The following is a 22,682-nucleotide window of genomic DNA, read 5'->3' as shown; positions in this document are numbered from 1 at the left end:
CCGGATAACTGGAGGAACTCGTGACCGTCACCGGCATCATCACCGCCATCATCGTCGGGCTCATCATCGGCGCCCTCGCGCGCCTGGTGCTGCCCGGCAAGCAGAACATCTCGATCCTGCTCACGATCCTCGTCGGCATCGTCGCGGCCCTCATCGGTACGGCCATCGCCGCCGCCGTCGGCGTCTCCGACACCCCCGGCATCGACTGGATCGAACTGGTCATCCAGGTCGTCATCGCCGCGATCGGCGTCTCGATCGTCGGAGCCCTGCGCGGTGGTCGCGCTCGCTGAGCGCGGCCCGGCCGGGGACGGCACCGCCGTCTCCGGCCCTCGCACCGGCGGCCCTCACCACCCCAGGGTGCCCGGCGCTCCCTTGAACGGCCCGGTCACCTCCGCACTGATCCACCCGCCGTAGAAGTCCCCCTCCTGCGCCTGGACCTCCTCCTCGTCGAGCAGGCAGCGCACCCCCGAGGGGTAGAAGGCCAGGGCCCCGGTGAGCGCCGCGTACGCCGGCGTCGGGTCGCGGTAGAACCAGGCGGCCCGCGGGCGCAGCACCCGACCGTCCTCGGCCACGAGGTCGACGTAGGACGCCTGCCCCTTCCACTCGCACCAACTGCGCCCCTCGACCGGCCGAACCGCGCCGGGCAGCACCGCCTCGGCCGCCACGTAGTACGTCGGCGGGTGCGACGTCTCCAGCACGCGCCAGGCCCGCGGGACCCGTTCGTCCGGGAGGACGTCGACGACCAGCCGGCCCTCGGGGTCGTGGATCCGCACCCGCCGGCGCGCGGGTTCGAGCCGCGGCGGCCGCGGGTAGTCCCAGCAGGATTCGCTCACGCAGGTCAGGGTCGTCCCGCGGTCCCGTCCCCGCCACCGGGGCGCCACGCGGCCAGGACGGCCCCGCTGAGCCGGTCCACGGCCGGTGAGGCGACCTTCCACCGCTGCCAGTGCAGGTCGACGTCGAGCCCACCGCCGGGGTCGAGGTCGACGAGCCCGTCCCCCCGCCCGCCCGCCACCTGCTCCGGCAGCAGCAGTCCCCACCCGAACCCCAGCCGGACGGCCTCGCCGTGGTCGGCCGTCGCGGGGACGTGGTGCCGCGGCCCCCCTGGCCCCCCTGGTGCCCCTGGTCCCCCGCCGCCGTGCCGGCGCAGCCAGCTGTCCTGCAGGTCGTCGTCGCGGTCGAAGACCACGAGGGGCGCCCGGGCGAGGGCGTCCGGGCCGACGCCGTCGGGGAACCACCGCCGGACGAACGCCGCGGTGGCGAACGGCTGGTAGTGCACGGCACCGAGGCGCGTCGCCCGGCACCCGGGCACCGGGTCGGCCTCGGTCGTCACCGCCGCGACGACGCTGCCGGAGCGCAGCAGTTCGTGGGTCCGCTCCTGGTCCTCGCGGCGCAGGTCGAAGCAGAACTCGGCCGCCAGCGGCGCGAGCGCGGGCAGGAACCACGTCGCGAGGGAGTCGGCGTTGACGGCGACCGGCAGGACGGGCAGCGCGTCGGCGGGGCGGACCGCCCGTTCCGCCTCGGCCGCGAGGAGCTCCACCTCACGCGCGAACCGGAGCACGGACCGGCCGGCCCGGGTCGGACGCGGCGGACGGCTGCGGACGAGCAGGGGCCGTCCGGCGGCGGTCTCGAGGGCGCGCAACCGCTGGCTGACCGCCGACGGCGTGACGTGCAACGTCCGGGCGGCCGCCTCGAACGAGCCCTCGGCGACGACGGCGGCGAGGGCGCGCAACTGCGCCAGGTCCCAGTCGACGCTCCCGCCCATGAAGCGATGCTAAAGGTGGATCAGTTTCCTGAGCTGGAGCCGGGGCGGGCCGCTGCCTACCGTCGTCGGCGTGCTCACCGTCCTCGCCGGGCTGGCCTTCGGCCTGTCCCTCATCGTCGCCATCGGCGCCCAGAACACCTTCGTCATCCAGCAGGGGGTCCGCGGCGAGCACGTGGGTGCCGTCGTCGCGGTCTGCATCGCCAGCGACGTCCTGCTCATCGGCGTCGGGGTGGCGGGGGCGGGCGCGCTGGTCGCGGCGGCACCGGGTCTGGTGACGGTGCTGCGCCTGGCGGGGGCGGCGTTCCTGCTCGGGTACGGCGCGCTCGCGCTGCGGCGCGCGTGGCGGCCGGGTGCGCTGCGGGCCGACCCCTCGGGTGCCGCGGTCCCGCTGGCGTCAGTCGTGGCGACCACGGCCGCGCTGACGTGGCTCAACCCGCACGTCTACCTCGACACCGTCGTCCTGCTCGGGTCGGTCGCCGCGGCCCACGGCGACGAGCGCTGGTGGTTCGGGCTCGGCGCCGCCCTCGGCAGCGTCGCGTGGTTCACGGCCCTGGGGCACGGGGCACGCCTGCTGCGGCCCGTGTTCGCCCGGCCCGCGGCGTGGCGGGTCCTCGACGTCGGCGTCGCCGTCGTGATGGTCGTGCTCGCGGTGCAGCTCGTCGCGGGCCCCTGATCAGGACGGCGGGTCGGCCCCGGCCCCGCGCAGGGCGCGCAGGGGCGTGGTCGGCAGGCCGAGGGCGCGCAGGGCCAGGGACGCGGCGCCGAGCAGGCCGTCGGCGGCGGGCAGCACGTCCCGGCCCGCCAGGGCCTCCCGCAGCCCGGGGGCGAGGGCACCGGCCGCCCCGCGCCGCCACACCCCGCCGCCGACGACGAGCGGCCCCGGCCCGGCGACGGCGCGCACGAGGGTGGCCAGCTCCTCCTGGGCCGCCGCCACGATCCCGGTCGCGACCGCGTCGCCCGCGTCCGCGACGGCGAAGCAGGCCGGAGCCAGCCGGGCCAGCCGGACGGGAGCGGCGGCGTGGACGAGGTCGACGATCTCCCCCAGCACGAACGCCCGGCCCTCCCGGGGACGGCGGTCGTCGACGAGACCGAACTCGGCCAGCAGCGCCGGGGTCAGGGCGGTGGCCGGGCCGGTGCCGTCGAGGTCGGACGTGACGGCGCGCGCGACCTCGCGCCCGATCCAGAACCCCGCCCCGGCGTCCCCGAGCAGCCAGCCGTTCCCGCCGACCACGCGCTCCAGGGCGCCGTCGCGCACCCGGGCGGCGACGGAGCCGGTGCCCGCCACGAGCGCGGCACCGGTGTCCTCCTCGGCCGCCGAGTGGAACATGGCCAGGAGGTCGGAGACCCGGCGGAACGGGACCCCGGGGTCGAGCCCGAGGTGCTCGACCAGGGTCTCGGGCGAGACCAGCCGGTCCGACCCGGCGGTCGCCAGCACGGTGGACCGCACCTCCCGCCCGCCGCGACCGGCGCCGGCGAGGGCCTGCGACACGGCGGCGCGCAACGACCCCAGCGCGGTCTGGACGCCCACGGCCGATGGGTTCCCCGGACCGGCCGCGGCCCGGGCCAGCGGCCGCCCGGCCGGGTCCAGCACGAGCGCCCGGGTGGTGCTGCCGCCCGCGTCGAGGGCCAGCACCACCCCGGAGGCCGCTGGTGTCACTTCAGCCCGCCGGCCGAGACCGCACCCTGCAGCCGCCGCTGGAACACCAGGTACACGACGAGCACCGGCACGACCGTCATCACCGCACCGGCGAACAGCGCCCCGAAGTTGACGTCGTACCCCGCCTGGGAGGCGAAGGCGGCCAACCCCTGGGTCAGGACGTAGTTGCTGCGGTCGGAGTTCAGGACCACCGGCAGCAGGAACTGGTTCCACAACCCGACGAAGTTGAGGATGGCGACGGCCGCCATGCCCGGGCCGGCCATGGGCAGCATGACCTGGAAGAAGGTCCGCCACTCGCTCGCGCCGTCGATCGAGGCGGCCTCGGCGATCTCCCCCGGCAGCTGCTCGAAGAAGCTGAGGAGGAAGAAGACGGTGAACGGGTAGGCGTAGGCGGCGTAGCTGAGGATCAGCCCGGGCAGGGAGTTCAGGACGCCGAGCTGCTGCAGGATGAAGAACAGCGGCACGACGGCGAGGAACACCGGGAACGTGAGCCCGGCCACGATGAGGTAGCGCAGCACGGTGCGGCCGCGGAAGTCGAACCGGGCCAGGACGTAGGCCGACATCGCCCCCATGAGCATCGTCAGCACCAGCGCGCAGGCGACGACGATCACCGAGTTGAAGAAGTACGACCCGATCCCGGCGGTCTCCCAGGCGTCGACGTAGTTCTGGAACCGCCACTCCCGCGGCAGGGAGAAGGGCGAGGCGAAGATCTCCTGGTTCGTCTTGAAGCTCGAGACGACCGTCCAGGCGAACGGCAGCAGGACGATCAGCGACCAGACCACCAGGACGGTGTGCGAACCGATCGCGACCGTGCGCTCCCCCGACGGGCCCCGCCGTCCGGGACGGGCGGCGACGGCGGCCTCCGGGTCACGCGTCACGGCGCTCATGCCCGCGCCCCCTTCGCGTCGCGGCGGGCCAGCGCCTGACCGATGCCGAGCACCAGCCCCGTGAAGACGAACGTCAGCAGGGCGAGCACGACGCCCATCGCGCAGGCCAGCCCGAACCGCCCCTGCGTGAACGCGGTGGAGAAGATCTGCTGGGTGATGACGAGCGTGGAGTTGCCCGGGCCGCCGTCGGGGTTCATCGCCGCCAGGAAGACGAACGCGTCGAGGGCGAAGATGCCCAGGTAGACGTAGGCCGTGCGCAGCGACCCGGCGATCCCGGGGGCGGCGATGAACACCGCCGTCCGGAAGCGGCCGGCCCCGTCGATGCGGGCCGCCTCGAAGATCTCCGCCGGGATCGCCCGGATCGAGGCGACGAACAGGACCATGTAGAAGCCGACGAAGGCCCAGACGATGACGACGATGACCGCCCACATCGCCGTCGAGGGTTCCCCCAGCCAGGCGAAGTCCCGGAAGCGGTCCAGGCCGACCCCGGTGAGGACACCGTTGAACAGACCGGCGCTGGGGTCGTAGACGCGACCGAAGATGATGCCGACGACGATGGCCGGCACCACGTACGGGAAGAACGACACGACGCGGTAGAAGGACGACCCGGCCAGGCCGCGCACGGCCCCGGTCGAGGAGCCGCCGAACGTCAGCAGGCAGGCCAGCGCGAAGCTCAGCACCAGCGTCACGGCGGGGACGACCACGAGCAGGCTGAGGCTGTTGCCGACGGCCTTGAGGAACAACCCGTCGCTCAGCAGCCGCCGGTAGTTCTCCAGCCCGATGAACTCCTGCGTGGCGGTGAACCCCGACCAGGAGGTCAGCGAGTACCAGGCCGCCTGGGTGAAGGGGTAGAGCACGAACACCAGGTAGAGCGCGAGCGGGACCCCGAGGAAGACGACCACGAGGCTGACCCGGTCGAAGGTCCACCGCTTCCGCCTCGCCGCCGGGGGGCGGGGGCCACCCCGGACGGCGGTGCGGTCGGGGGCGCCGGGCAAGGCGCTCACGACACCGTGACCTTGGTGATGCTGCTGTCCTCGCGGGTCTGGTCGAACTGCTGCTGCAGGCCGCTGGTGAGACCGGCGACGTCGAGCTGACCGGACAGGAACCCGTTCCAGAGCACGTTGTTCTGGCTGGTGAAGCCGTAGACGTCGTTGAAGTTGAACGTGTAGGTGTCCTCACCGGCCGCGTCGAGCATGGCGATCTGGGAGGCCAGGGCGGTGGACCCGAACGCGTCGGCGGGCACCGTGTCCCTGACGACCGTGGAGGAGAGCTTGGTCTTGGCGAAGTTCGTCGCGGCCTCCTTGGAGAGCATGAGGCGCAGCACCTCCATGCCGCCGGCCTTGTTCGCGCCCCTGCTCGGCACGATGAACGGCTCCCCCGCGCTGGCGTGGAAGGCCGCGGCGGGCATGGCCGCGTTCGCGGTGACCGAGGGCGGCGGGGCGCCCGTCATCTGGAAGTCGGGAGCCGTCTGGGACTTCATCTCGTTCTCGATCCAGGACCCCGACGGGTAGAGGATCGCCTCCTGGGCCTGGCTCCACTGCGCCTGCGCCGCGGTGAACTGGGTGCCGGCGCCGCCGGGCCGGAAGTAGCCGGCCTCGACGGCCTGCGCCATCTTGCCGAACACGGCCTGCACGGCGGGGTGGCTCCAGGCGTCGGCCTCGAGGTTGCCGAGCGCGATGCGCACCTCGTCGCCACCTTCCTTGATGGCCGAGTCGACCGCCAGCGTCAGGTAGTAGGAGGCGGCCTCCTTGCCCCAGCAGAAGAGGTACTTGCCCTGCTGCTGCGCCGACGCCCCCAGGGCCAGCGCGTCGTCCCAGGTCGCGGGCGCCGTCCAGCCGTTGGCGTCGAACAGGGTCTTGGAGTACCAGAGGCCGTAGACGGTGAGGACGTAGTTCAACTGCACGAGGCGGCCGTCGTAGGTGCCGTCGTCGAGCATCCCCGGGTAGAGGGTGTCCTTGATGACGTCGCCGTCGGTGTTCCTCGCCTCGGTCAGCGGGGTGAGGTCCTCCAGCTGCGCGGCGATCGTCGCCAGGCCGATGGCGTTGGCGCCGGAGTTGTCCACCAGGTCCGGCGGGTTGCCACCGACGAAGCGCGGCTGCAGCTCCTGGGCGATCTGCGTGGAGGGCGACACCGTCAGCGTCCCGCCGCCGTGCAGGTCGGCGTACTTGGCCGCCACGAAGGAGACGTAGTCGGTGCCGTAGCCGCCGTCGAAGATGACGGCGTCGACGGCGGCACCCTCGGCGACGCCGAAGGGGTTCTGCTCGCTGACCTCCCCGGTGGGACCGGAGTCGCCGGAGTCCTCGTTCCCGCCGGAGGCGGCGCAGGCCGCGGTGGCGGCGGGGACGAGGGCGCCGGCCAGGGCCAGTCCCAGGAAACGTCGACGCTGCAGGGTGGTGGGCTCGCTCACGGTGGTTCCTCCCGGGGAGTGCGGACTGTCAGGGGTTTCGCGGTGCTTCGAGCGGTCAGGCGCTGCGGCGCAGGCGGTCGCCGTAGCGGGCTTCGATGCTCTTGTTCCGGTCGTGGCCGCCGGGGACGTTGGCCGACACGTACAGCGGCGCCTCCTCACCCCGTTCGGCGAGGGCCGTGACGGTGCCGATGGTCAGCAGCTGGGCGACGTAGGCCGCCGTCAGGGACGAGACGGAGCCGACCGCGACGTCGGAGACGTCGGTCAGCGTGGCGTCGCCGTAGGGGGCGAGGTTGTCGATGACGACGTCGGCGATCTCGGAGAGCCGCTTGCCGCTGGGGTGCTTCGGTTCCACCGCCCGCGTGTGCTCCAGGCTCGTCACCGCCACCACCTTGTGGCCGTGCTCCTTGGCCAGCAGGGCGAGGCCGACGACGGACCCGTTGACGCCGGAGTTCGAGGCGATGACGAACACGTCCCGGGGGTCGCGCACGACGGTGCCGAAGACGTCGCGGGCGATGTTCGGGTCCCGCTCCAGCGGGGGTTCGCCGGTGAGCTCGGCGATCCGGTGCTCGCCGAGGAGGGCGGCGTCGCGCAGGGCGACCTTGTTCGTGGGGATGAGCCCACCGGCGCGGCCGGCGACCTCCATGGCGAAGGCCTCCGAGTGCCCGGTGCCGAACGCCTGGACGACCCCGCCGGCGGCGACGCAGTCCGCGAGCAGCCCGACGGCCTCGTCGAGGCCGCCGGAGGTGGCGAGGGTCGAGAGCCGGTCGAGGCGGTCCCGCACCTCGGTGCCGAACTGGGCGACGTGGCCGGCGAACCGGTCGGCGAACGGGGGCACAGCATCTCTCCTTGAGTCGTCGATTCACCGCGTCACTGCTGGTTGCATGGATGGTTCACTCGGTCGCCTCAGCCTGTCAAGGGCCCGCCGTGTTGCGTTCGTGTTGCGTTCTCGTTGCTCTGGCGAGGCGACTCGCCCCCCCGGGCGGACAACCTCCCACCGCACGGTCACAGTGCTAACCTTCGTCCGCTGGATCAGTCATCCACTCTGACGGAGGAGTCCGGATGGGCGTCGAAACCCTCGACCCGGCGCAGCACATCGAGGCGGTCCGGGCGGACCTGCCTCCCTCCCTGCGCAAGGTGGCCGACTTCGTCCTCGCCTCGCCCGAGAGCGTCGAGGAGTGCTCGGCCTCCGAGCTCGCCCGTCGCGCCGGCACGTCGCAGGCCGCGGTCACGCGGTTCTGCCAGACCATCGGGCTCGACGGCTACCAGGGGCTGGTGCGCTGGATGGCGCGCGAGCAGGGCCGCAAGGCCGGCGGCGGGTCCGCCTGGGGTTCGGCCTGGGAGACGGCCGGGATCGGCCCCGAGATCACCCCGGACGACGCCCTCGACCGGGTGGCCGCGGTCGTGGCCGCCGCGGACGCCCGCAGCCTGCAGGACACCGCCCGGCGCCTCGACCTGGACGCCCTGGAACGGGCCGCCCAGGCGGTCGCGCGCGCGCACCGCGTGGACGTCTACGGGGTCGGCGGCAGCGCGGTCATGGCCGCCGAGACCGACTCGCGCCTGTTCGGCATCGGCGTCCCGGTGCGGAACTGGACGGAGGTCCACGACGCGAGCACGTCCGCGGCGCTGCTCACCCCCGCCGACGTCGCGATCGCGATCTCGTTCTCCGGCGCCACCCGGGAGGTCGTCGAACCCACCGAGCTCGCCGCCCGGCGCGGCGCCACGACGGTCGCCGTGACGGGCGACCCGGTGTCGGCGCTGGCCCAGCTCGCCGACGTCGTCCTCACGGTGGCCCCCGGCGGTACGACGTACCGGGAGGGACCGTTCGCGGCCCGGCACGCGCAGCTGCTCGTCGTCGACTGCCTCTACGTGCGGGTCGCGCAGCTGACGTTCGCCCGCGCCAGCGCCTCCCGCGCGCTGACCGCCCACATCCCCGCCCAGCACGCCGTCCGCCCGGCCCGGCGGCGGACCCGGTGACCGTCGAGAGCGCAGGACCCGACCTGCGGTACCTGTCGAACGTGCGCCCGTCGGCGCGGCAGCTGCGGTGGCAGGCGCTGGAGTTCTACGGGTTCGCCCACTTCGGCGTGAACACCGTCACCGACCGGGAGTGGGGCACCGGCCACGAGGATCCGGCCACGTTCGACCCGCCGGACGTCGACGCGGCGCAGTGGGTCGCGGCGATGGCCTCCGCCGGGATGCGCGGGGTGGTCCTCACCGCCAAGCACCACGACGGGTTCTGCCTGTGGCCCAGCGCGCACACCGGCCACTCCGTGGCCGCGAGCCCCTGGCGCGGCGGGAACGGCGACCTGGTCGCGGAGGTGTCGCGGGCCTGCGCCGACGCCGGTCTGGCGTTCGGCGTCTACCTGTCCCCCTGGGACCGCACCGACCACCGCTACGGCACCGGCCGCGCCTACGACGACTACTTCGTCGCCCAGCTCACCGAACTGCTCACCGGTTACGGCGAGGTGTTCTGCGTCTGGCTCGACGGGGCGAACGGCGAGGGCCCGGACGGCCGCCGCCAGCTGTACGACTGGGACCGCTACCTGCGCGTCGTCCGCGCGCTGCAACCGGACGCGGTCGTCAGCGTCTGCGGTCCGGACGTCCGCTGGTGCGGGAACGAGGCCGGCCACACCCGCCGCGACGAGTGGAGCGTCGTCCCGCACGAGCTGCGGGACGCCGAGGGGACGGCCAGCCGTTCCCAGCAGTCCGACGACGGGGAGTTCTCCCGCAAGGTGACCTCCGACCAGGAGGACCTCGGCAGCCGCACGGCCCTGGCCGGGTACGCCGGGGAGTGCGTCTGGTACCCCGCGGAGGTGAACACCTCGGTGCGGCCGGGCTGGTTCCACCACCCCGCCGAGGACGACCGGGTGCGGTCGGCGGCCGAGCTGTTCGACCTGTGGCGCGCGGCCGTCGGCGGGAACTCCTGCTTCCTGCTCAACGTGCCACCGGCCGCCACCGGCCGGATCGCCGCCCCCGACGTCGCCGCGCTCGCGGGGCTGGGCGACCTGGTGCGCCGGCACGTCGAGGGCGACCGCGCCGCCGAGGCGGACGTCACGGACGCGGACGGGCCGGTCGACGTGGCCGGCGCGCCCGTCGCCGGCCGGGCGCCGTGGTCCCCCGCTGCCGGACGCCCGCGCCTGGACCTGCGGTTCGGCTCACCCCTCGCCGTCCGCTCGGTGGACCTGTGGGAGGACATCGCCCGCGGTCAGCGCATCGAGGCGTTCTCCGTCGCGCTGTCCCTGGACGGGCGGGTCGTCTGGCGCGGGGGCGCGGGCGTCGTGGGGCACCTGCGGATCCTCGACGTGCCGGACGTGGTCGCCGACCACGTCGAGGTCGTGCTCGAGGAGTTCCGCGCGCGCCCGGCCCTGCTCGGGGTCCGCGTCGTCAGCGCGTGAGCAGCCCGGCGTACAGCTCCGGGCGCCGGTCGGCGTGGACGCCGTTGCGCGCCGAGGTCGCCTTGCGCCGCGCGTCCCCGAGGCGGCAGCGGGCCACGAGGACGTGCTCCCCGGCCCCGTCGGGCGTCTCCGCGAGCGGCCGCCCGTCGGGGCCGACGACCGCCGACCCGCCCACCCAGGTGACCCCGCGCTCGGGGCCGGTCCGGTCGCAGGCCGCGACGAACACCCGGTTCGCCGCCGCGGCCGCCTGCACGTGCACGACCTCCATCGGCCGTTCGGCGGTGGTCCGGGGCGCACCCGGCCAGTTCGTCGGCGCGCACACGAGGTCGGCGCCGGCCAGGGCGATGAGCCGCACCCACTCCACGAACCCCAGGTCGTAGCAGACGGCGAGCGCCAGCCGCCCCCACGGCGTGGTGACGACCTCGGGCAGCTCGTCGCCGGGGACGAACACGTCCGCCTCGGCGTCCCACAGGTGCACCTTGCGGTAGACGGTCCGGATCCCGCTGCGGTCCAGCAGGAGGGCGGAGTTGCGCAGGGACCCGTCGGCGACGCGCTCGGCCACGCCGACCGCGACGACGAGGTCGTGCCGTCGCGCGACCTCGGTGAGGGCGGCCGCGGTGGGGCCGTCGGCGGGTTCGGCCAGGCCGCGCGCCTCCCGGGCGGAGGCGAAGACGTAGCCGCTGCGCAGGAGCTCGGGCAGGACGACGACCCGGGCGCCCCGCCGGGCCGCCTCCTGCACGGCCGCGACGGCGCGGGCGAGGTTGCCGTCGGTGTCGCCGACGGCGAGGGCGACCTGGGCGACGGCGACACCGACCTCCGGCGGCGGGGTGCCCGGGGTGCTCACCGGCCCAGGATGCAGCAGCGCGGGCGGCGGCGGGCGGGAACGGCGACGATGCTCCCCGTGACCCCTGCGACGACCCCTGCGACGACCCCTGCGACGACCCCTGCGACGACCTCGGTGAGCACCACGATCGTCTGCCTGCACGCCCTGGGGATGAGCTCACGGTCCTTCGGGCCGCTGGCTCGTGAGCTCGCCCCCGACCTCGAGCTCCTGGCGCTCGACCTGCCGGGGTTCGGCAGGGCCCCGGTGGACCCGGGCACGTCGGTGGCGGCGATGGCGACGTGGGTGCGCGGCCAGGTGGGCGACCGGGTGCGGGGGCGCTGGCTCCTGCTCGGGCACAGCATGGGCGGGAAGGTCGCGACCGCCCTGGTCGCCGGGCTGGACCCGGCCGACCGCCCCGCGGGCGTGGTGCTGCTGGCGGCCTCGCCGCCGTCACCGGAACCGATGGCCGAGGAGCGCCGGCGCACGATGCTCGGCTGGGTCGCGGACGGCCCGCTCGACGAGACGGCCGCCGGGGAGTTCCTCGACGCGAACACCGGCGCCCCCCTCGACCCCGCCCTCGACGCCGCGGCCCGGGAGGATCTGCGCCGCACCGACCCGGCCGCGTGGCGGGCCTGGCTGGAGCACGGCAGCCGCGAGGACCTCTCGGACCGCGTGGGTAGGCTCGACGTTCCCGCGCTGGTGCTGGCCGGGGGCGCCGACGGGGACCTGGGCCCGCAGGCGCAGCGCGAGCTCAACGGCGCCGTCTACCCCGCCGCGCGGTTCGTCACGCTCGACGGGGCGGGCCACCTGCTGCCGCTGGAACGCCCCGCCGAGGTGGCGGCCGAGATCCGTCAGAGCTTCTCGACGGGCGCGTAGCGCAGCAGCAGCCGCTTGGTGCCCTCGGTGCGGAAGTCGATGTGGGCGACGGTCTTGTCCCCCTCGCCCTCGACCCGCACGACGGTGCCGAGGCCGAAGGAGTCGTGGGTCACCCGGTCCCCCGGGTTCAGGGCGATGACGGGCCGGTTGCCCGCCGAGCGCACCCCCGGCCGCGCGGCGACGCGGGAGGCGGCCGACGGCGAGGCGGTGCCCTGGTACGTCGACTCCCCGCGCTTCCAGTCCAGCAGCGCCGGCGGCACCTCGTCGAGGAACCGCGACGGCGGGTACTGCTGCGGTGCACCCCACGCGCTGCGCACCGCGGAGCGGGACAGGTAGAGCCGTTCGCGCGCCCGGGTGAGCCCGACGTAGGCCAGCCGGCGTTCCTCGGCGAGCTGGTCGGGGTCGCCCAGGGAGCGCTGGTGCGGGAACGTCCCGTCCTCCATCCCCGTGAGGAACACGACGGGGAACTCCAGGCCCTTGGCCGTGTGCAGCGTCATGAGCGTCACCACGCCGTCGTCCTCGGCCCCGGCCGGGATCTGGTCGGCGTCGGCGACGAGGGAGACGCGTTCGAGGAAGTCCGACAGCGTGCCCTCGGGGTTGTCCTCGGTGAACTCCTCGGCGACGGCGACGAGCTCGGAGAGGTTCTCCACGCGGGACTCGTCCTGCGGGTCGGCGCTGGCGCGCAGTTCGGCGAGGTACCCCGTCTGCTCCAGGACGGCCTCCAGGACCACGGCCGGCGACGCCCCCGACTCGGCCAGCGTGCGCAGGTCCGCGATGAGCTGGGCGAAACCCTTGATGGCGTTGAGCGAGCGGGAGACCAGCCCGATCGCCTCGTCGGCGCGCTCGAGGGCCGCGCCGAACCCGATGCGCTCGCGCTCGGCGAGGACGACGATGCTCGCCTCGGCCCGCTCACCGATGCCGCGCTTGGGGGTGTTGAGCACCCGGCGCAGGTTGACGGTGTCGTCGGGGTTGTCCAGGACGCGCAGGTAGGCGACGGCGTCCTTGACCTCCCGGCGCTCGTAGAAGCGCGTACCGCCCACCACCTTGTACGGCAGGCCGGTGCGGATGAACACCTCCTCCAGCGACCGGGACTGCGCGTTCGTCCGGTAGAACACCGCGACGTCCTTGTACGTGACGTCCTCGTGGTCGTGGAGGCGGTCGACCTCCTCGGCGACGAACGCGGCCTCGTCGTGCTCGTCGTCGGCGACGTAGCCGACGATCTGCTCCCCCGCCCCCGAGGCCGTCCACAGGTTCTTCGGCCGGCGGTCCTCGTTGACCTTGATGACCTCGTTGGCGGCGGTGAGGATGTTCTGCGTCGAGCGGTAGTTCTGCTCCAGCAGGATCGTCGTGGCGTCGGGGTAGTCCTGCTCGAACTCCACGATGTTGCGGATCGTCGCGCCGCGGAAGGCGTAGATCGACTGGTCGGCGTCACCGACGACCGTCAGCTCGCCCCGCGGGACGTTCCCCTCCCCCGTGCCGACGAGCTCCTTCACGAGGACGTACTGGGCGTGGTTGGTGTCCTGGTACTCGTCGACCAGGACGTGCCGGAACCGGCGGCGGTAGTGCTCGGCCACGTCGGGGAACGCCTGCAGGAGGTGGACGGTCGAGCCGATGAGGTCGTCGAAGTCCATCGCGTTGGCCTGGCGCAGCCGCTGCTGGTACGTGCGGTAGGCGCGGGCCAGGACCCGCTCGGTCTCGGTACCGTCCCCGGAGTGGGCGCGGTCGAAGAAGGCGTCCTCGTCGATGAGCTCGTTCTTGAGGTTGGAGACCATCGCCGACATCGCGCGCGGGGCGTGCTTCTTGGGGTCCAGCTCCAGCTCGCGACCGACCATCGCCATGAGCCGCTGGGAGTCGGCGGAGTCGTAGATCGAGAACGACGTGCGCATGCCCAGGTGCTGCGCCTCGCGCCGCAGGATCCGCACGCACGCGGAGTGGAACGTCGAGACCCACATGCTGCGCGCGCCCGGGCCGACGACGTCACCGACGAGGGCGGCGACGCGCTCGCGCATCTCGGCGGCGGCCTTGTTGGTGAACGTGATGGCCAGGACCTGGCCCGCCGTGGCGCGCCCCTCCGCCAGCAGGTGGGCGATGCGGTGCGTCAGGACGCGCGTCTTGCCGGAGCCGGCACCGGCGACGATGAGCAACGGGGACCCGGCGTGCACGACGGCCTGGCGCTGCTGGGGGTTGAGCCCCGCGACGAGCGCCGCCGGATCGAGGCCCGCGCGGTGCGGGCGCCCGGGGCCGTCGGCCAGCACCGCGGGGCCCGTGTCACCCCGCCCGCCGCCGGAGCCGGAGGAGCCGCCGAAGGGGAGGTCGTCGAAGAGAGTGCTCATCGTGGGACAAGGGTAGGCCCGACCTCGGACAGGACCGGGCCGCGGAGCCTCACCCGCCGCGGTGTCCGCGTCCGCGGGCCGGGAGCCCGCCCACCGCGGCGGTCGCGGCGCTCACCAGGTCCGGAACGCCTGGCCGGGGTGGGTGGCGGGGAGCCGGTCGCTGTCGTGCCCCAGCACGCGCCGGCGCATCGACCCCGTGCGGGGTTCGGCCGGCACCAGGCCCCGGCGGCGCAGCAGCGGCACGACGTGCTCGATGAACGGGCGGTGGGCCAGGGGGCCGCCGTGGGTGTGCTCGACGAGGAACCCGTCGAGGTCGGTCTCGGCGACGATCCGCTCGATCTGGTCGGCGCACGACTCCGGCGTCCCGGTGATCCGCGGACCGGGGATGGAGGTGGTGAGGTCGTCGAGGATCTCGGCGACCGTCGGGCTCCGGTCGCCCTTCTGGAAGACGCCGAGCATGGACTGACCGACCTCGGTCTGCACGTCGCGCAACGTCGCCTCCAGCGGGAACGCCGTGAGGTCGACGCCGCTCCAGCCCAGGAACAGCGCGGCGGCCGAGGCGCGGGTGACCGAGGCGTCGACGTCGGCGCGCCGGCGCGCGGCCTCCTCCTCGGTCGACCCGACGACGACGGAGGCGGAGACGAGGACCTTGAGGTCGTTCCCGTCGCGGCCGTTGGCCCGGGCCCGGGCGCGCAGGTCGGCGACGTTGCGGGCGGCCCCGGCCACGTCGCGGTCCTGGATGAACACGCACTCGGCGAAGCGCCCCGCGAAGGCCCGGCCCGCCGGGGACGTTCCCGCCTGCAGCAGGAACGGCGTGCGCTGGGGCGAGGGGGTCGCCGTGAAGTACCCGTCGAGGTCGAAGTGCTCGCCGTGGTGGGTGATGCGGTGGACCTTGTCCGGGTCCGCGAACGTGTGGGTGGCCTTGTCGTAGACGACGGCGTCGTCCTCCCAGCCCCCCTCCCACAGCTTCAGGGACAGCTCGACGAACTCGGTCGCGCGGCGGTAGCGCTCGTCGTGCGGGGTGATGCCGCGCTGCCCGAGCAACCGGGTCAACGCCATCTGGTTGTCCGAGGTGACGATGTTCCACCCGATGCGCCCGTTCGTCAGGTGGTCCAGGGTCGTGAACGCCCGGGCGTTGAGGTTGGGGTGGTGGGCCGTCGTCGACGTGGTGACGATGAACCCCAGGCGTTCGACGGTGGCGGCCAGCCCGCTGATCAGCAGCATCGGGTCGTGCACGGGAATCTGCACGGCCTCGCGCACGACAGCCTCGGGCACGGTGCCGTCCTCGCGCATGGGGTACCCGATGGCCTCGGCCAGGAACAGGAAGTCGAAACCCCCCGCGTCCAGTTCGCGGGCCGTGCGCTGCCAGTGCGCCAGGGTCGCGAAGTCCCGCGTGTCGCTCAGCTCGTGGGCCCAAGCGTTGCTGATGAAGTTCGGGGTGAACTCCTCGAACCCGCCGAGGAGGATCTGCTTCGTCATGGAGTTAAGATAACCAGGGGTTATTACAAACGTGTTGCACGCGGAGACGGCTCAGGAGGAACGCGTGGTCGAGGGACCGGCCCGTCAGGTGGGGGCGGCGGTGCGGGCGCACCGCACCGCCCGGGGCTGGTCGATGCGCGAGCTCGCGGGACGGGCGGGCGTGTCCCAGCCGTTCATCAGCAAGCTCGAGGGCGGGAACCTGCTGCCCAGCATCCCCACCCTCTACGACCTCGCCGGGGCGCTGGGGACCACGCCCTCGGCCCTGCTGCCCACGATGCCCGACACCGGTCCGGGGTTGGCCCTGCCGACACCGCCGGGCGGGTACGCGACGCGGCTGCTGACCGGTGGGCCGGGACGGTCCCTGCACGTCTACGAACTGCTCATCCCCGTCGGCGGCGGGGACCCCGCGGAGTTCACGCACCCGGGCGAGGAGGTGGCCGTCGTGCTGGAGGGGGTCGTGCACTGCCGGCAGGGGGGCCGGGCACGACCGGCCGCCGCCGGGGAGTCGCTGACCATCGACCCGCGCCGGCCCCACCGGTGGGAGAACGCGGGGTCGACGCCGGTCCGGGTCCTGCTCGTCTGCCACGACGACGACCGCGACACCGGCCACGTTCCCGGCGGGACGTCCACCGGGGGGTGAGGAGGCCGGCGGGGCCGTCCGGGGTCACCGGCTCGACGGTCCGCGGCCGTCCCCGGTGGCCCGCGGCGGGGTGAGCAGGCGCAGGGCCGCCGCGGCCACGAGGACCGCGGCGTGCGCGTCCGGGTCGTCCAGGCGGTGACCCAGCAGCTCCTCCGCCCGTCGCAGCCGCTGGTAGGTCGCCTGCCGGCCGATGCGCAGCTCGGCCGCCGTCCGGCCCGGCGAGCAGCCCAGCCGCAGGTGCGTCTCCACGGTGCCGACCAGGTCGCTGCCGTGCCGGGAGTCCCAGCGGCGCAACGCACCCAGCGTCGCCTCGGCCAGCGCCTCGAGCTGGGAACGGTCCTGCCCGAGCAGCAGCTCGAGGGCGTGCGAGCGCACCGTCGTGACGGGCGCGGGGGCCTGCGAGCGCACCGCCAGCGCCCGGCGGGCCCGGTCCAGGGTCCAGCGCCACCCCGCCGGGGAACGGACCGGCTCGCCGACGCAGATCCGCAGGGGCGGGCGTCCCGCCCGCGTCCACGCCCGGTCCAGGACCTCGGTGAGCGTGCCGACGGCGTCCCCGCGGTCGGGCAGCGCGAACAGCGCCAGCACCTCGGGGCCGACCCGTCCCCGCAGGGACGGTCCCGTCGTGCGCGCCGCGGCCGCCAGCACCGACGTCCCGGCCCGGCTCTCCGGCGCGTCGACCGCCACCGCGAGCACGACGTCCCCGGCACCAGGGTGGAACCCCGCGGACCCGGCCCGGACGAGCAGGTCGGTCGCCGCCGGGGCGGCCGCCGCGGTGAGGTCGGCGAGCAGCCGCTCGGCGAGTTCACCGGTGCGGCCGGGCAGCCGGTGCGAACGCAGCACCTCCAGCCCGAGGGCGGGAGCCAGCCGGCGCAGGGCCGTGGCGACGTCGACGGTCCCCGGCCCGGACCCGGCGGCGACGAACCCCCACCGCCGGTTGCGCACCACGACGTCCACCCGGGGGCCACCGGCGTCCAGCACCGACCACGCCTGCCGGTCGTCGGCGCTGCCCGCCGCCGCGATGAGCGCCCCCGAGGCCGAGACCAGGACGAGGGGCCGGTCCAGCAGGTCCCCCACCGCCGCGAGCACGCCCGACAGGCCCCGCTCGTCGGCCTGGGCGGCCTCGATCGCGGCGGTGACCTGCTCGGCGAACCGCAGGGCCAGCGTCGCCGACCCCAGGACCAGCGTGTTCAGGGCCTCGGCGATGCGCAGGAAGGGGACGACCTCCCGCAGCTCGACCAGCACCAGCCCGCACCGCGCCGCCTCGTCCGCCATCTCCGCGGGGACCTCCGGCAGCGAGCGGCCCGTCTCCAGCGCCAGGGCCGCGAGCCCGCGCTGGGCCAGGTCCCGCACGTAGTGGCGCCGCGCGCCGGCGTCGACGGTCGCGACCCCGAGCCCTGTGGTCAGCAGGAGCTCCCCGCCGGCCAGCAGCGGCCCGATCTCGTAGATCTCGCTGGAGTGGACCCAGCGGACGGGGGCGTCCAGCCCGGCCGCCCCGTCCGTCCCGGCCAGCACCCGGGGCTGCGCCGCGACGACCACGGGGTGGGCCAGGGCCTCGCGCACGGTCAACACGCCCCCGAACGTACGCGGCGTCAGCGATCGGGAAACCCAGAACTGACGCGGTGTCACGTGACGGCACCCCCGGGGGCACGGTCCACTGGTCCCGTGACCGCTCTGCCCAGTACCGGCCTCGATCCCCTCGTCCTGCTCGGCACCGCCCTCGACCAGGCCGTCCTCGGCGGCGCGCAGGGCGGGGTGCCCATCGGCGCCGCCCTGTTCGACCTCGACGGCACCCTGCTCGGCGCCGGCCACAACCGGCGCGTCCAGGACGACGACCCCTCCGTGCACGCCGAGACGGCGGCGTTCCGCGCCGCCGGGCGTCGTCCCGGCTACACCGACACCGTCATGGTGACCACGCTGTCGCCCTGCTGGTACTGCAGCGGACTGGTCCGGCAGTTCCGCATCGGCCACCTCGTCGTCGGGGAGGCCACCACCTTCCACGGCGGCCACGACTGGCTCGCCGAGCACGGCGTGCGCGTCACCGTCCTGGACGACGAGCGCTGCCGCGGGCTCATGGGCGAGTTCGTCGCGCGCCGCCCCGACGTGTGGTTCGAGGACATCGGGGAGGACGTGCCGTGACCAGCACGCGGACGCCGCGGGCCACCCCGGGGACGACGGAGACGCTGGAGAAGCGCAGCACCGAGACGATCCCGCTGTCCGAACGCCGCGGCCGGCCCGCGAACCTCGCCTGGACGTGGGCCGCCCCGAACCTGGAGTTCGCGACCGTCTACGTCGGGGTCCTCACGACGGCCGTCTTCGGTCTCACGTTCGGTCAGGCCGTGGCCGCGATCGTCCTGGGCAACCTGCTGGCCTCGGTGACCCACGGGATCCTGTCGGCCCGCGGCCCCGCCGTCGGGGTGCCGCAGATGGTCCTGGGCCGCACGGCCTTCGGCTACCGCGGGAACCTGCTGCCCGCCGCCTTGAACTCGCTCATGGCCGGGTTCGGCTGGTTCGCCGTCAACAGCGTCAGCGGCGCGTTCGCGCTGAGCGCCCTCACCGGCGTCCCCACCCTGGTCTGCCTGGTCGTCGTCGTGGGCGTGCAGATCGCCGTCGCCGCGCTCGGGCACGACCTGGTCCACCTGTTCGAGCGGTACTCCGCGGTGCTCCTGGCCGTGGTGTTCGTCGTGGTGTCGGTCATCACCTTCACCCGGGCCGACACCTCCCTGGCGCCGGCCGAACCCGGCGGCACGGGGGGTTTCCTGCTGGCGGCCGCGACGGCCTACGGCTACTCCGCCGCCTGGAACCCCTACGCCACCGACTACACCCGCTACCTCCCCCCGGGCACGGGCCGGGCGGCCGGCTGGGCCGCCGCGCTCGGGTTGTTCACCGCCACGACCCTCCTGATGCTCGCCGGGGCCGCGTCCGTCCTGGTGCCGGGCACGGTCGACGACAACCCGACGGCCGCGTTCACGGGCCACCTGCCCACGGCCCTGGGCGACGTGACCTTGCTGTGCATCGCCCTGGGGGCGGTCTGCGCGAACATCCTCAACGTCTACTCCGGCTCGATGTCGTTCCTGGCCATGGGCTTCGAACGCGTCGTCCGCCGCCGGGCCGTGGTCCCGCTGGCCTTCGGGGTCGTCGGTTTCGCCCTGGCCTGGGCCGGGCTGGGCGACGCCGGCCACGCCTACGAGCAGTTCCTGCTCGTCATCGGTTACTGGATCGCCCCCTGGCTCGGGGTCGTCCTGGTGGACCAGTGGGCCCGCCGCGGGCAGGACGTCCAGGCCGCGGTGCACGCACCGACGTTCCGGAACCCCTCGGGGCCGGTCGCGATGCTCGCCGGGGTCGTCGTGTCGATCCTGCTGTTCGCCAACCAGGAGGTGTTCGTCGGGTTCGTCGCCCGGGCCGTGCCGGGCCTCGGCGACCTGACCGTCGTGGTCGGTTTCCTGCTGGCCGCCGCCACCTACGCGGTCCTGCCGCGCCGGCCGCTGCCGGCGTCGTGACCGGGGCCGCCGGACCCCGGTGAGCGCCGCCGCGTCGCCTCCCGGTGCAGGCGGTGCTCGACCGGGACGGTGAGGCGCGGAAGCCCGCATCCGCCCGCCCGTCCCCGTGAACCCCGGGGTCCCGCCCCGACGGCTGGGCGTCCACGTCTCCAGGCACCGGCGAAGCCCTGTGTGCTCTCGGTAGCGACAGTCCTCGGTCCTCGACCCGTGCCGCACTCGACCGGTCAGCAGCTCGCCGGGCCACCCCGGTCGACGGCCACGGCCACGTATCACCGCGCCTCCGTCGCACGCACCGGTGTCCCCACGGTGGAGTGAATCGCGGGTGAGATGAGCCGGGCGTCCCGGCACCCGGTTCGTCTCACCCACAGCTCACTCCACGTCCTACGGCCGCATCGACGTCGATGTCGCCAAAGAGGCTCTTCGGATCTGCGGGTGGGTAGCTCACCCTGACCTGCGCCCGCGTCGTCCCCAGGGACGGGTTCCGTCCGCGGCGAGCAGGATGCGGATGCGGTAGTTGCCGAAGTTGCGGAACCCGTACTCCAGGCGCCGGGTCTTCTCGATGATGAGGTTGATGGCCTCGGTCCCGCCGTTGCTGATGCCGTACCGGGCAGGGTCATCGTCGAAATAGGCCAGCACCTCGCGCCGCCACGAACGCAGCGTCCGCCCGAGCCGGGCGATCTCCGGGATCGGGCAGCGGTGGAAGCTCTCGAGCACCCGCTGCGCGACGACCCGGCCCGCGGCCGGAGTCGGGGCGTGGAACATCGAGCGCAGGTTCTGGCAGGCGTACCAGGCCACGGTGACCTCCAGCCCAGGGTCACCGGCCTGCAGCGCGGCTTCCAGGCGGCCGCGGTCGGTGAGGTTCTCCCGGGCCGTGGTCAACAGCCGCCGGATCCGGTAGAGCGGGTCGTCGCGGTGTCCGCGCCGGCCCAGCGTCGCCTGCTGGACACGGCGGCGGACCTCGTCCATCGCGGTGGAGGCGAGCTTGACCACGTGGAAGGCTGGGGGCACCTCCCGCTCGTGGGGGACCAGCACCGTCACCGTGTCGTCGGGCAGTTCGGTGCGGATGGCGTTGGCGTAGCCGCGGAACGGGTCGAGGGCGGCGTGGGTGATGTCGTCGACGAACTCGCGGGTCTGAGCGCGGATCCAGGTGGCGTAGACCGGACCGGAGCGGCCGAGGGTGACGTCGAGCAGACGGGCGTGGACGTGGCCGTGCTCGTCGCGGGTGAGGTCGACGATGGAGGTGACGGCCCGGTCGCGGTGGCGGGCGGAGGGCCGCCAGATGTGTGCTCATCGACGCCGAGGGTGTCGACCCCGGCCAAGCCGCGCCGTCCGGGTGGGTTCGTCATCGAGGTGGTCTGTAGCGCGGGCGCGGATGGCGTTCATCAGGGTGTGCCAGTCCACGCCGAGCTGGCGGGCCAGGGCCGAGACGGTGGAATAGTCCCAGCGCAGGGTCTGGATCGCCCACTCGACGGCCCGGGTGGTGAGCTTGGCTCGCGTCGGCAGCGCCTGGTGCTGCTCGGACCAGACGCCCATGGGGCAGCGGGGTTCGCAGCAGCGAGAACCCCGCACTGGCGGCAGTGCAACCACCGTGGGCGGTTTGGTGTCGACGGTCAGGCGCAGGAGTCCGCGGATGCATTCCGCGTCGGCTTCGACACGTTCGAGGGCGACCAGGTGCATGCTTTTCAAGCCGAGGAAGTCATCGGCCGGGCATGCGGCGCGCAGCGAGGTCGGGGAGCAGAGGCAAGGTGGTGGCCGAAGTCGGTGTCGCTGGCTGGTGGGTGCACCTCGAACCGCCGCAGGGTGCTCGTCTGCAGTCAGTTGATGCTGATCTCTGTCGTCTCCTCAGTGCCGGTCACAGGTTGTCTTTCCCGCGCTTGGTCGTCGTCTGCGCTGGGGGCCTCGCTGCGGGGCCCGCGGCCGGTGATGACCTGCACGACTTCGACCGCTAACCAGACGACGAACTCCAGCAGCAGGGTCATGTGCTGACGTTCAGTCGGGTGAACGCGTGCTGCATCAGACGCGTGGCCAGGCCGGGACGGGCGTGCGCAGGCCACCGGGGCGGTACGGCGCCGGCGGGAGTCAGGTGCTGCAGGACGGCGGTTCGGATGTGGTCGGGGTCAATCCCTGCGGCGCGCAGCAGTTTCGCGGACCGCGCTGCCGGTTCGAGGATCGCCAGCCAGAGAACGGTTGCGCTCATCCTCCGTTCCCGGGGGAGCAGGCCGGATTTCTGCAGCTGGTTCAGCTTGACCGACGCTGAGTTCAGCGCGTTCTGCCACTCCGCGGTATGGCGGTTGGCGGGAGTCAGCGTCCTGGCTGCAGCAGGGGCGGAGGAGACGTCGGCGGCGGAAATGCCGATGCGTTCCAGATGGGGGAGGTCGTCGAGATCGGTTTCCACCGCGGTGCGCACGGTGGTCAGGGTGAACGTCGGCTGGGCCGCGACGGCGTCGCGCGCGATGGGATCGTCCAGCGACAGCAGACCCAGCAGGACGTGCTCGGACCCGTACTCCCCGGCGCGCAGCCGGGTCGCCTCGCGCTGACTGGCGGCCATCGCGGCGCCGAAGGACTGGTCATAGATCAACATCGATGTCCCATCTGGGTGGTCCGGCGGTGCGGCCGTGCTTCTTGTGGACGGTCTGCCGGGTGACTTCAAGTTCAGAGGCGATCTCGGCCCACGACATGCCCTGCTCGCGGGCGCGGGCGACGTGGAGGGTTTCGAGGCGGGCGGTCAGCCGGCGCAGCGCCAGTACGGTGCGCAGGCCGTCGCGGGGGTCCACCGCCGCCGCTTCAACCTCCACGCTCCGCATGTCCACAGTGTCAGCTTCGTCTGACACGCCGTGGTTGTCAACCTGGTCTGACGAGTCAAGTCGATCCCTCATCCGCGAGGGCCGACGCGGCATCGCCGAGCGATCCTTGACTGGCGCCGGGTGGA

The 22,682-nt window shown here is 73.9% G+C and carries 24 protein-coding genes; 8 read left to right on the top strand and 16 right to left on the bottom strand.

The annotated features are described in order from the left end of the window. Positions 1–20: 20 nt before the first annotated feature. Positions 21–290, top strand: a complete 270-nt coding sequence (locus AB2L28_RS10750) for a GlsB/YeaQ/YmgE family stress response membrane protein (RefSeq protein ID WP_370718726.1) — start codon at positions 21–23, stop codon at positions 288–290. Positions 291–344: 54 nt separating this feature from the next. Here AB2L28_RS10750 and AB2L28_RS10745 read toward each other — a convergent pair whose 3' ends face one another. Further along, positions 345–833: a DUF427 domain-containing protein gene (locus AB2L28_RS10745; protein ID WP_370718725.1), complete on the bottom strand. Its 489-nt coding sequence runs from the start codon at positions 831–833 to the stop codon at positions 345–347. Between the two features lie 5 nt (positions 834–838). After that, positions 839–1,762: a LysR family transcriptional regulator ArgP gene (locus AB2L28_RS10740; RefSeq protein ID WP_370718724.1), complete on the bottom strand. Its 924-nt coding sequence runs from the start codon at positions 1,760–1,762 to the stop codon at positions 839–841. Between the two features lie 70 nt (positions 1,763–1,832). Here AB2L28_RS10740 and AB2L28_RS10735 point away from each other — a divergent pair, with 70 nt between their 5' ends. Next, positions 1,833–2,435, top strand: a complete 603-nt coding sequence (locus AB2L28_RS10735) for a LysE/ArgO family amino acid transporter (RefSeq protein WP_370718723.1) — start codon at positions 1,833–1,835, stop codon at positions 2,433–2,435. Here the strand turns inward: AB2L28_RS10735 and AB2L28_RS10730 are convergent, their stop codons facing one another. Genes AB2L28_RS10730 through AB2L28_RS10710 form a run of 5 tightly spaced genes read right to left on the bottom strand, consistent with a single transcriptional unit; the run spans position 2,436 to position 7,548 of the window. Continuing rightward, on the bottom strand, positions 2,436–3,419 hold the full coding sequence (locus AB2L28_RS10730) for an N-acetylglucosamine kinase (RefSeq protein ID WP_370718722.1): 984 nt from the start codon (positions 3,417–3,419) through the stop codon (positions 2,436–2,438). Beyond that, the gene (locus tag AB2L28_RS10725) at positions 3,416–4,306 is read right to left on the bottom strand and encodes a carbohydrate ABC transporter permease (RefSeq protein ID WP_370718721.1); all 891 of its coding nucleotides are present in this window, start codon (positions 4,304–4,306) and stop codon (positions 3,416–3,418) included. Before AB2L28_RS10725 ends, AB2L28_RS10730 begins: the two co-directional genes overlap by 4 nt. Then, on the bottom strand, positions 4,303–5,310 hold the full coding sequence (locus AB2L28_RS10720; RefSeq protein ID WP_370718720.1) for a carbohydrate ABC transporter permease: 1,008 nt from the start codon (positions 5,308–5,310) through the stop codon (positions 4,303–4,305). Before AB2L28_RS10720 ends, AB2L28_RS10725 begins: the two co-directional genes overlap by 4 nt. After that, a complete protein-coding gene (gene ngcE / locus AB2L28_RS10715) occupies positions 5,307–6,713 on the bottom strand; it encodes an N-acetylglucosamine/diacetylchitobiose ABC transporter substrate-binding protein (protein WP_370718719.1) in 1,407 nt (468 codons plus the stop codon). Before ngcE ends, AB2L28_RS10720 begins: the two co-directional genes overlap by 4 nt. Before the next feature lie 55 nt (positions 6,714–6,768). After that, on the bottom strand, positions 6,769–7,548 hold the full coding sequence (locus AB2L28_RS10710; protein WP_370718718.1) for a sugar isomerase domain-containing protein: 780 nt from the start codon (positions 7,546–7,548) through the stop codon (positions 6,769–6,771). Between the two features lie 224 nt (positions 7,549–7,772). On the opposite strand from AB2L28_RS10710, the gene AB2L28_RS10705 reads away from it, so the two are divergent. Beyond that, positions 7,773–8,687 (top strand): MurR/RpiR family transcriptional regulator, encoded by a 915-nt coding sequence (locus tag AB2L28_RS10705; RefSeq protein ID WP_370718717.1) that lies wholly within the window; start codon positions 7,773–7,775, stop codon positions 8,685–8,687. Further along, positions 8,684–10,105, top strand: a complete 1,422-nt coding sequence (locus AB2L28_RS10700; protein ID WP_370718716.1) for an alpha-L-fucosidase — start codon at positions 8,684–8,686, stop codon at positions 10,103–10,105. Before AB2L28_RS10705 ends, AB2L28_RS10700 begins: the two co-directional genes overlap by 4 nt. On the opposite strand, the gene AB2L28_RS10695 is transcribed toward AB2L28_RS10700, so the two are convergent. Beyond that, entirely contained in the window at positions 10,095–10,949 is an 855-nt protein-coding gene (locus AB2L28_RS10695) for a nitrilase-related carbon-nitrogen hydrolase (protein ID WP_370718715.1), read from the bottom strand. The two genes, AB2L28_RS10700 and AB2L28_RS10695, sit on opposite strands and share 11 nt — an antisense overlap. A 114-nt stretch (positions 10,950–11,063) precedes the next feature. Between AB2L28_RS10695 and AB2L28_RS10690 the strand changes: the two genes are divergently transcribed. Continuing rightward, the gene (locus tag AB2L28_RS10690) at positions 11,064–11,804 is read left to right on the top strand and encodes an alpha/beta fold hydrolase (RefSeq protein WP_370718714.1); all 741 of its coding nucleotides are present in this window, start codon (positions 11,064–11,066) and stop codon (positions 11,802–11,804) included. Here the strand turns inward: AB2L28_RS10690 and pcrA are convergent. After that, entirely contained in the window at positions 11,780–14,137 is a 2,358-nt protein-coding gene (gene pcrA, locus AB2L28_RS10685) for a DNA helicase PcrA (RefSeq protein ID WP_370718713.1), read from the bottom strand. The two genes, AB2L28_RS10690 and pcrA, sit on opposite strands and share 25 nt — an antisense overlap. A 111-nt stretch (positions 14,138–14,248) precedes the next feature. Beyond that, the gene (locus AB2L28_RS10680; RefSeq protein WP_370718712.1) at positions 14,249–15,616 is read right to left on the bottom strand and encodes an NtaA/DmoA family FMN-dependent monooxygenase; all 1,368 of its coding nucleotides are present in this window, start codon (positions 15,614–15,616) and stop codon (positions 14,249–14,251) included. Between the two features lie 64 nt (positions 15,617–15,680). Here AB2L28_RS10680 and AB2L28_RS10675 point away from each other — a divergent pair, with 64 nt between their 5' ends. Next, entirely contained in the window at positions 15,681–16,256 is a 576-nt protein-coding gene (locus AB2L28_RS10675) for a helix-turn-helix domain-containing protein (protein ID WP_370718711.1), read from the top strand. A 24-nt stretch (positions 16,257–16,280) separates the two neighbouring features. On the opposite strand, the gene AB2L28_RS10670 is transcribed toward AB2L28_RS10675, so the two are convergent. Further along, entirely contained in the window at positions 16,281–17,825 is a 1,545-nt protein-coding gene (locus tag AB2L28_RS10670; protein WP_370718710.1) for a PucR family transcriptional regulator, read from the bottom strand. A gap of 102 nt (positions 17,826–17,927) precedes the next feature. Between AB2L28_RS10670 and AB2L28_RS10665 the strand changes: the two genes are divergently transcribed. Continuing rightward, a complete protein-coding gene (locus tag AB2L28_RS10665; protein WP_370718850.1) occupies positions 17,928–18,392 on the top strand; it encodes a nucleoside deaminase in 465 nt (154 codons plus the stop codon). Further along, on the top strand, positions 18,389–19,753 hold the full coding sequence (locus AB2L28_RS10660) for a purine-cytosine permease family protein (RefSeq protein WP_370718709.1): 1,365 nt from the start codon (positions 18,389–18,391) through the stop codon (positions 19,751–19,753). The genes AB2L28_RS10665 and AB2L28_RS10660 overlap by 4 nt, the downstream gene beginning before the upstream one ends. A 441-nt stretch (positions 19,754–20,194) precedes the next feature. Here AB2L28_RS10660 and AB2L28_RS10655 read toward each other — a convergent pair whose 3' ends face one another. The 5 genes from AB2L28_RS10655 to AB2L28_RS10635 all read right to left on the bottom strand — a co-directional run bounded on the left by AB2L28_RS10655 (position 20,195) and on the right by AB2L28_RS10635 (position 22,557). After that, positions 20,195–21,034: a transposase gene (locus tag AB2L28_RS10655; protein WP_370718848.1), complete on the bottom strand. Its 840-nt coding sequence runs from the start codon at positions 21,032–21,034 to the stop codon at positions 20,195–20,197. 6 nt (positions 21,035–21,040) lie between these two features. Beyond that, positions 21,041–21,430: a helix-turn-helix domain-containing protein gene (locus AB2L28_RS10650; RefSeq protein ID WP_370718708.1), complete on the bottom strand. Its 390-nt coding sequence runs from the start codon at positions 21,428–21,430 to the stop codon at positions 21,041–21,043. A 137-nt stretch (positions 21,431–21,567) separates the two neighbouring features. Next, a complete protein-coding gene (locus AB2L28_RS10645; protein WP_370718707.1) occupies positions 21,568–21,732 on the bottom strand; it encodes a hypothetical protein in 165 nt (54 codons plus the stop codon). Next, positions 21,729–22,334 carry a Clp protease N-terminal domain-containing protein gene (locus tag AB2L28_RS10640; protein WP_370718706.1) on the bottom strand — a complete coding sequence of 202 codons (606 nt, stop codon included), beginning with the start codon at positions 22,332–22,334 and terminating at the stop codon, positions 21,729–21,731. The genes AB2L28_RS10645 and AB2L28_RS10640 overlap by 4 nt, the downstream gene beginning before the upstream one ends. Then, positions 22,321–22,557, bottom strand: coding sequence for a helix-turn-helix domain-containing protein (locus AB2L28_RS10635; RefSeq protein ID WP_370718705.1), 237 nt, complete (start codon positions 22,555–22,557; stop codon positions 22,321–22,323). Before AB2L28_RS10635 ends, AB2L28_RS10640 begins: the two co-directional genes overlap by 14 nt. Positions 22,558–22,682 lie beyond the last annotated feature (125 nt).

Source organism: Kineococcus mangrovi, from assembly GCF_041320705.1.
Classification (GTDB): Bacteria; Actinomycetota; Actinomycetes; order Actinomycetales; family Kineococcaceae; genus Kineococcus; species Kineococcus mangrovi.
This window is presented reverse-complemented; position numbering and strand designations above follow the sequence as displayed.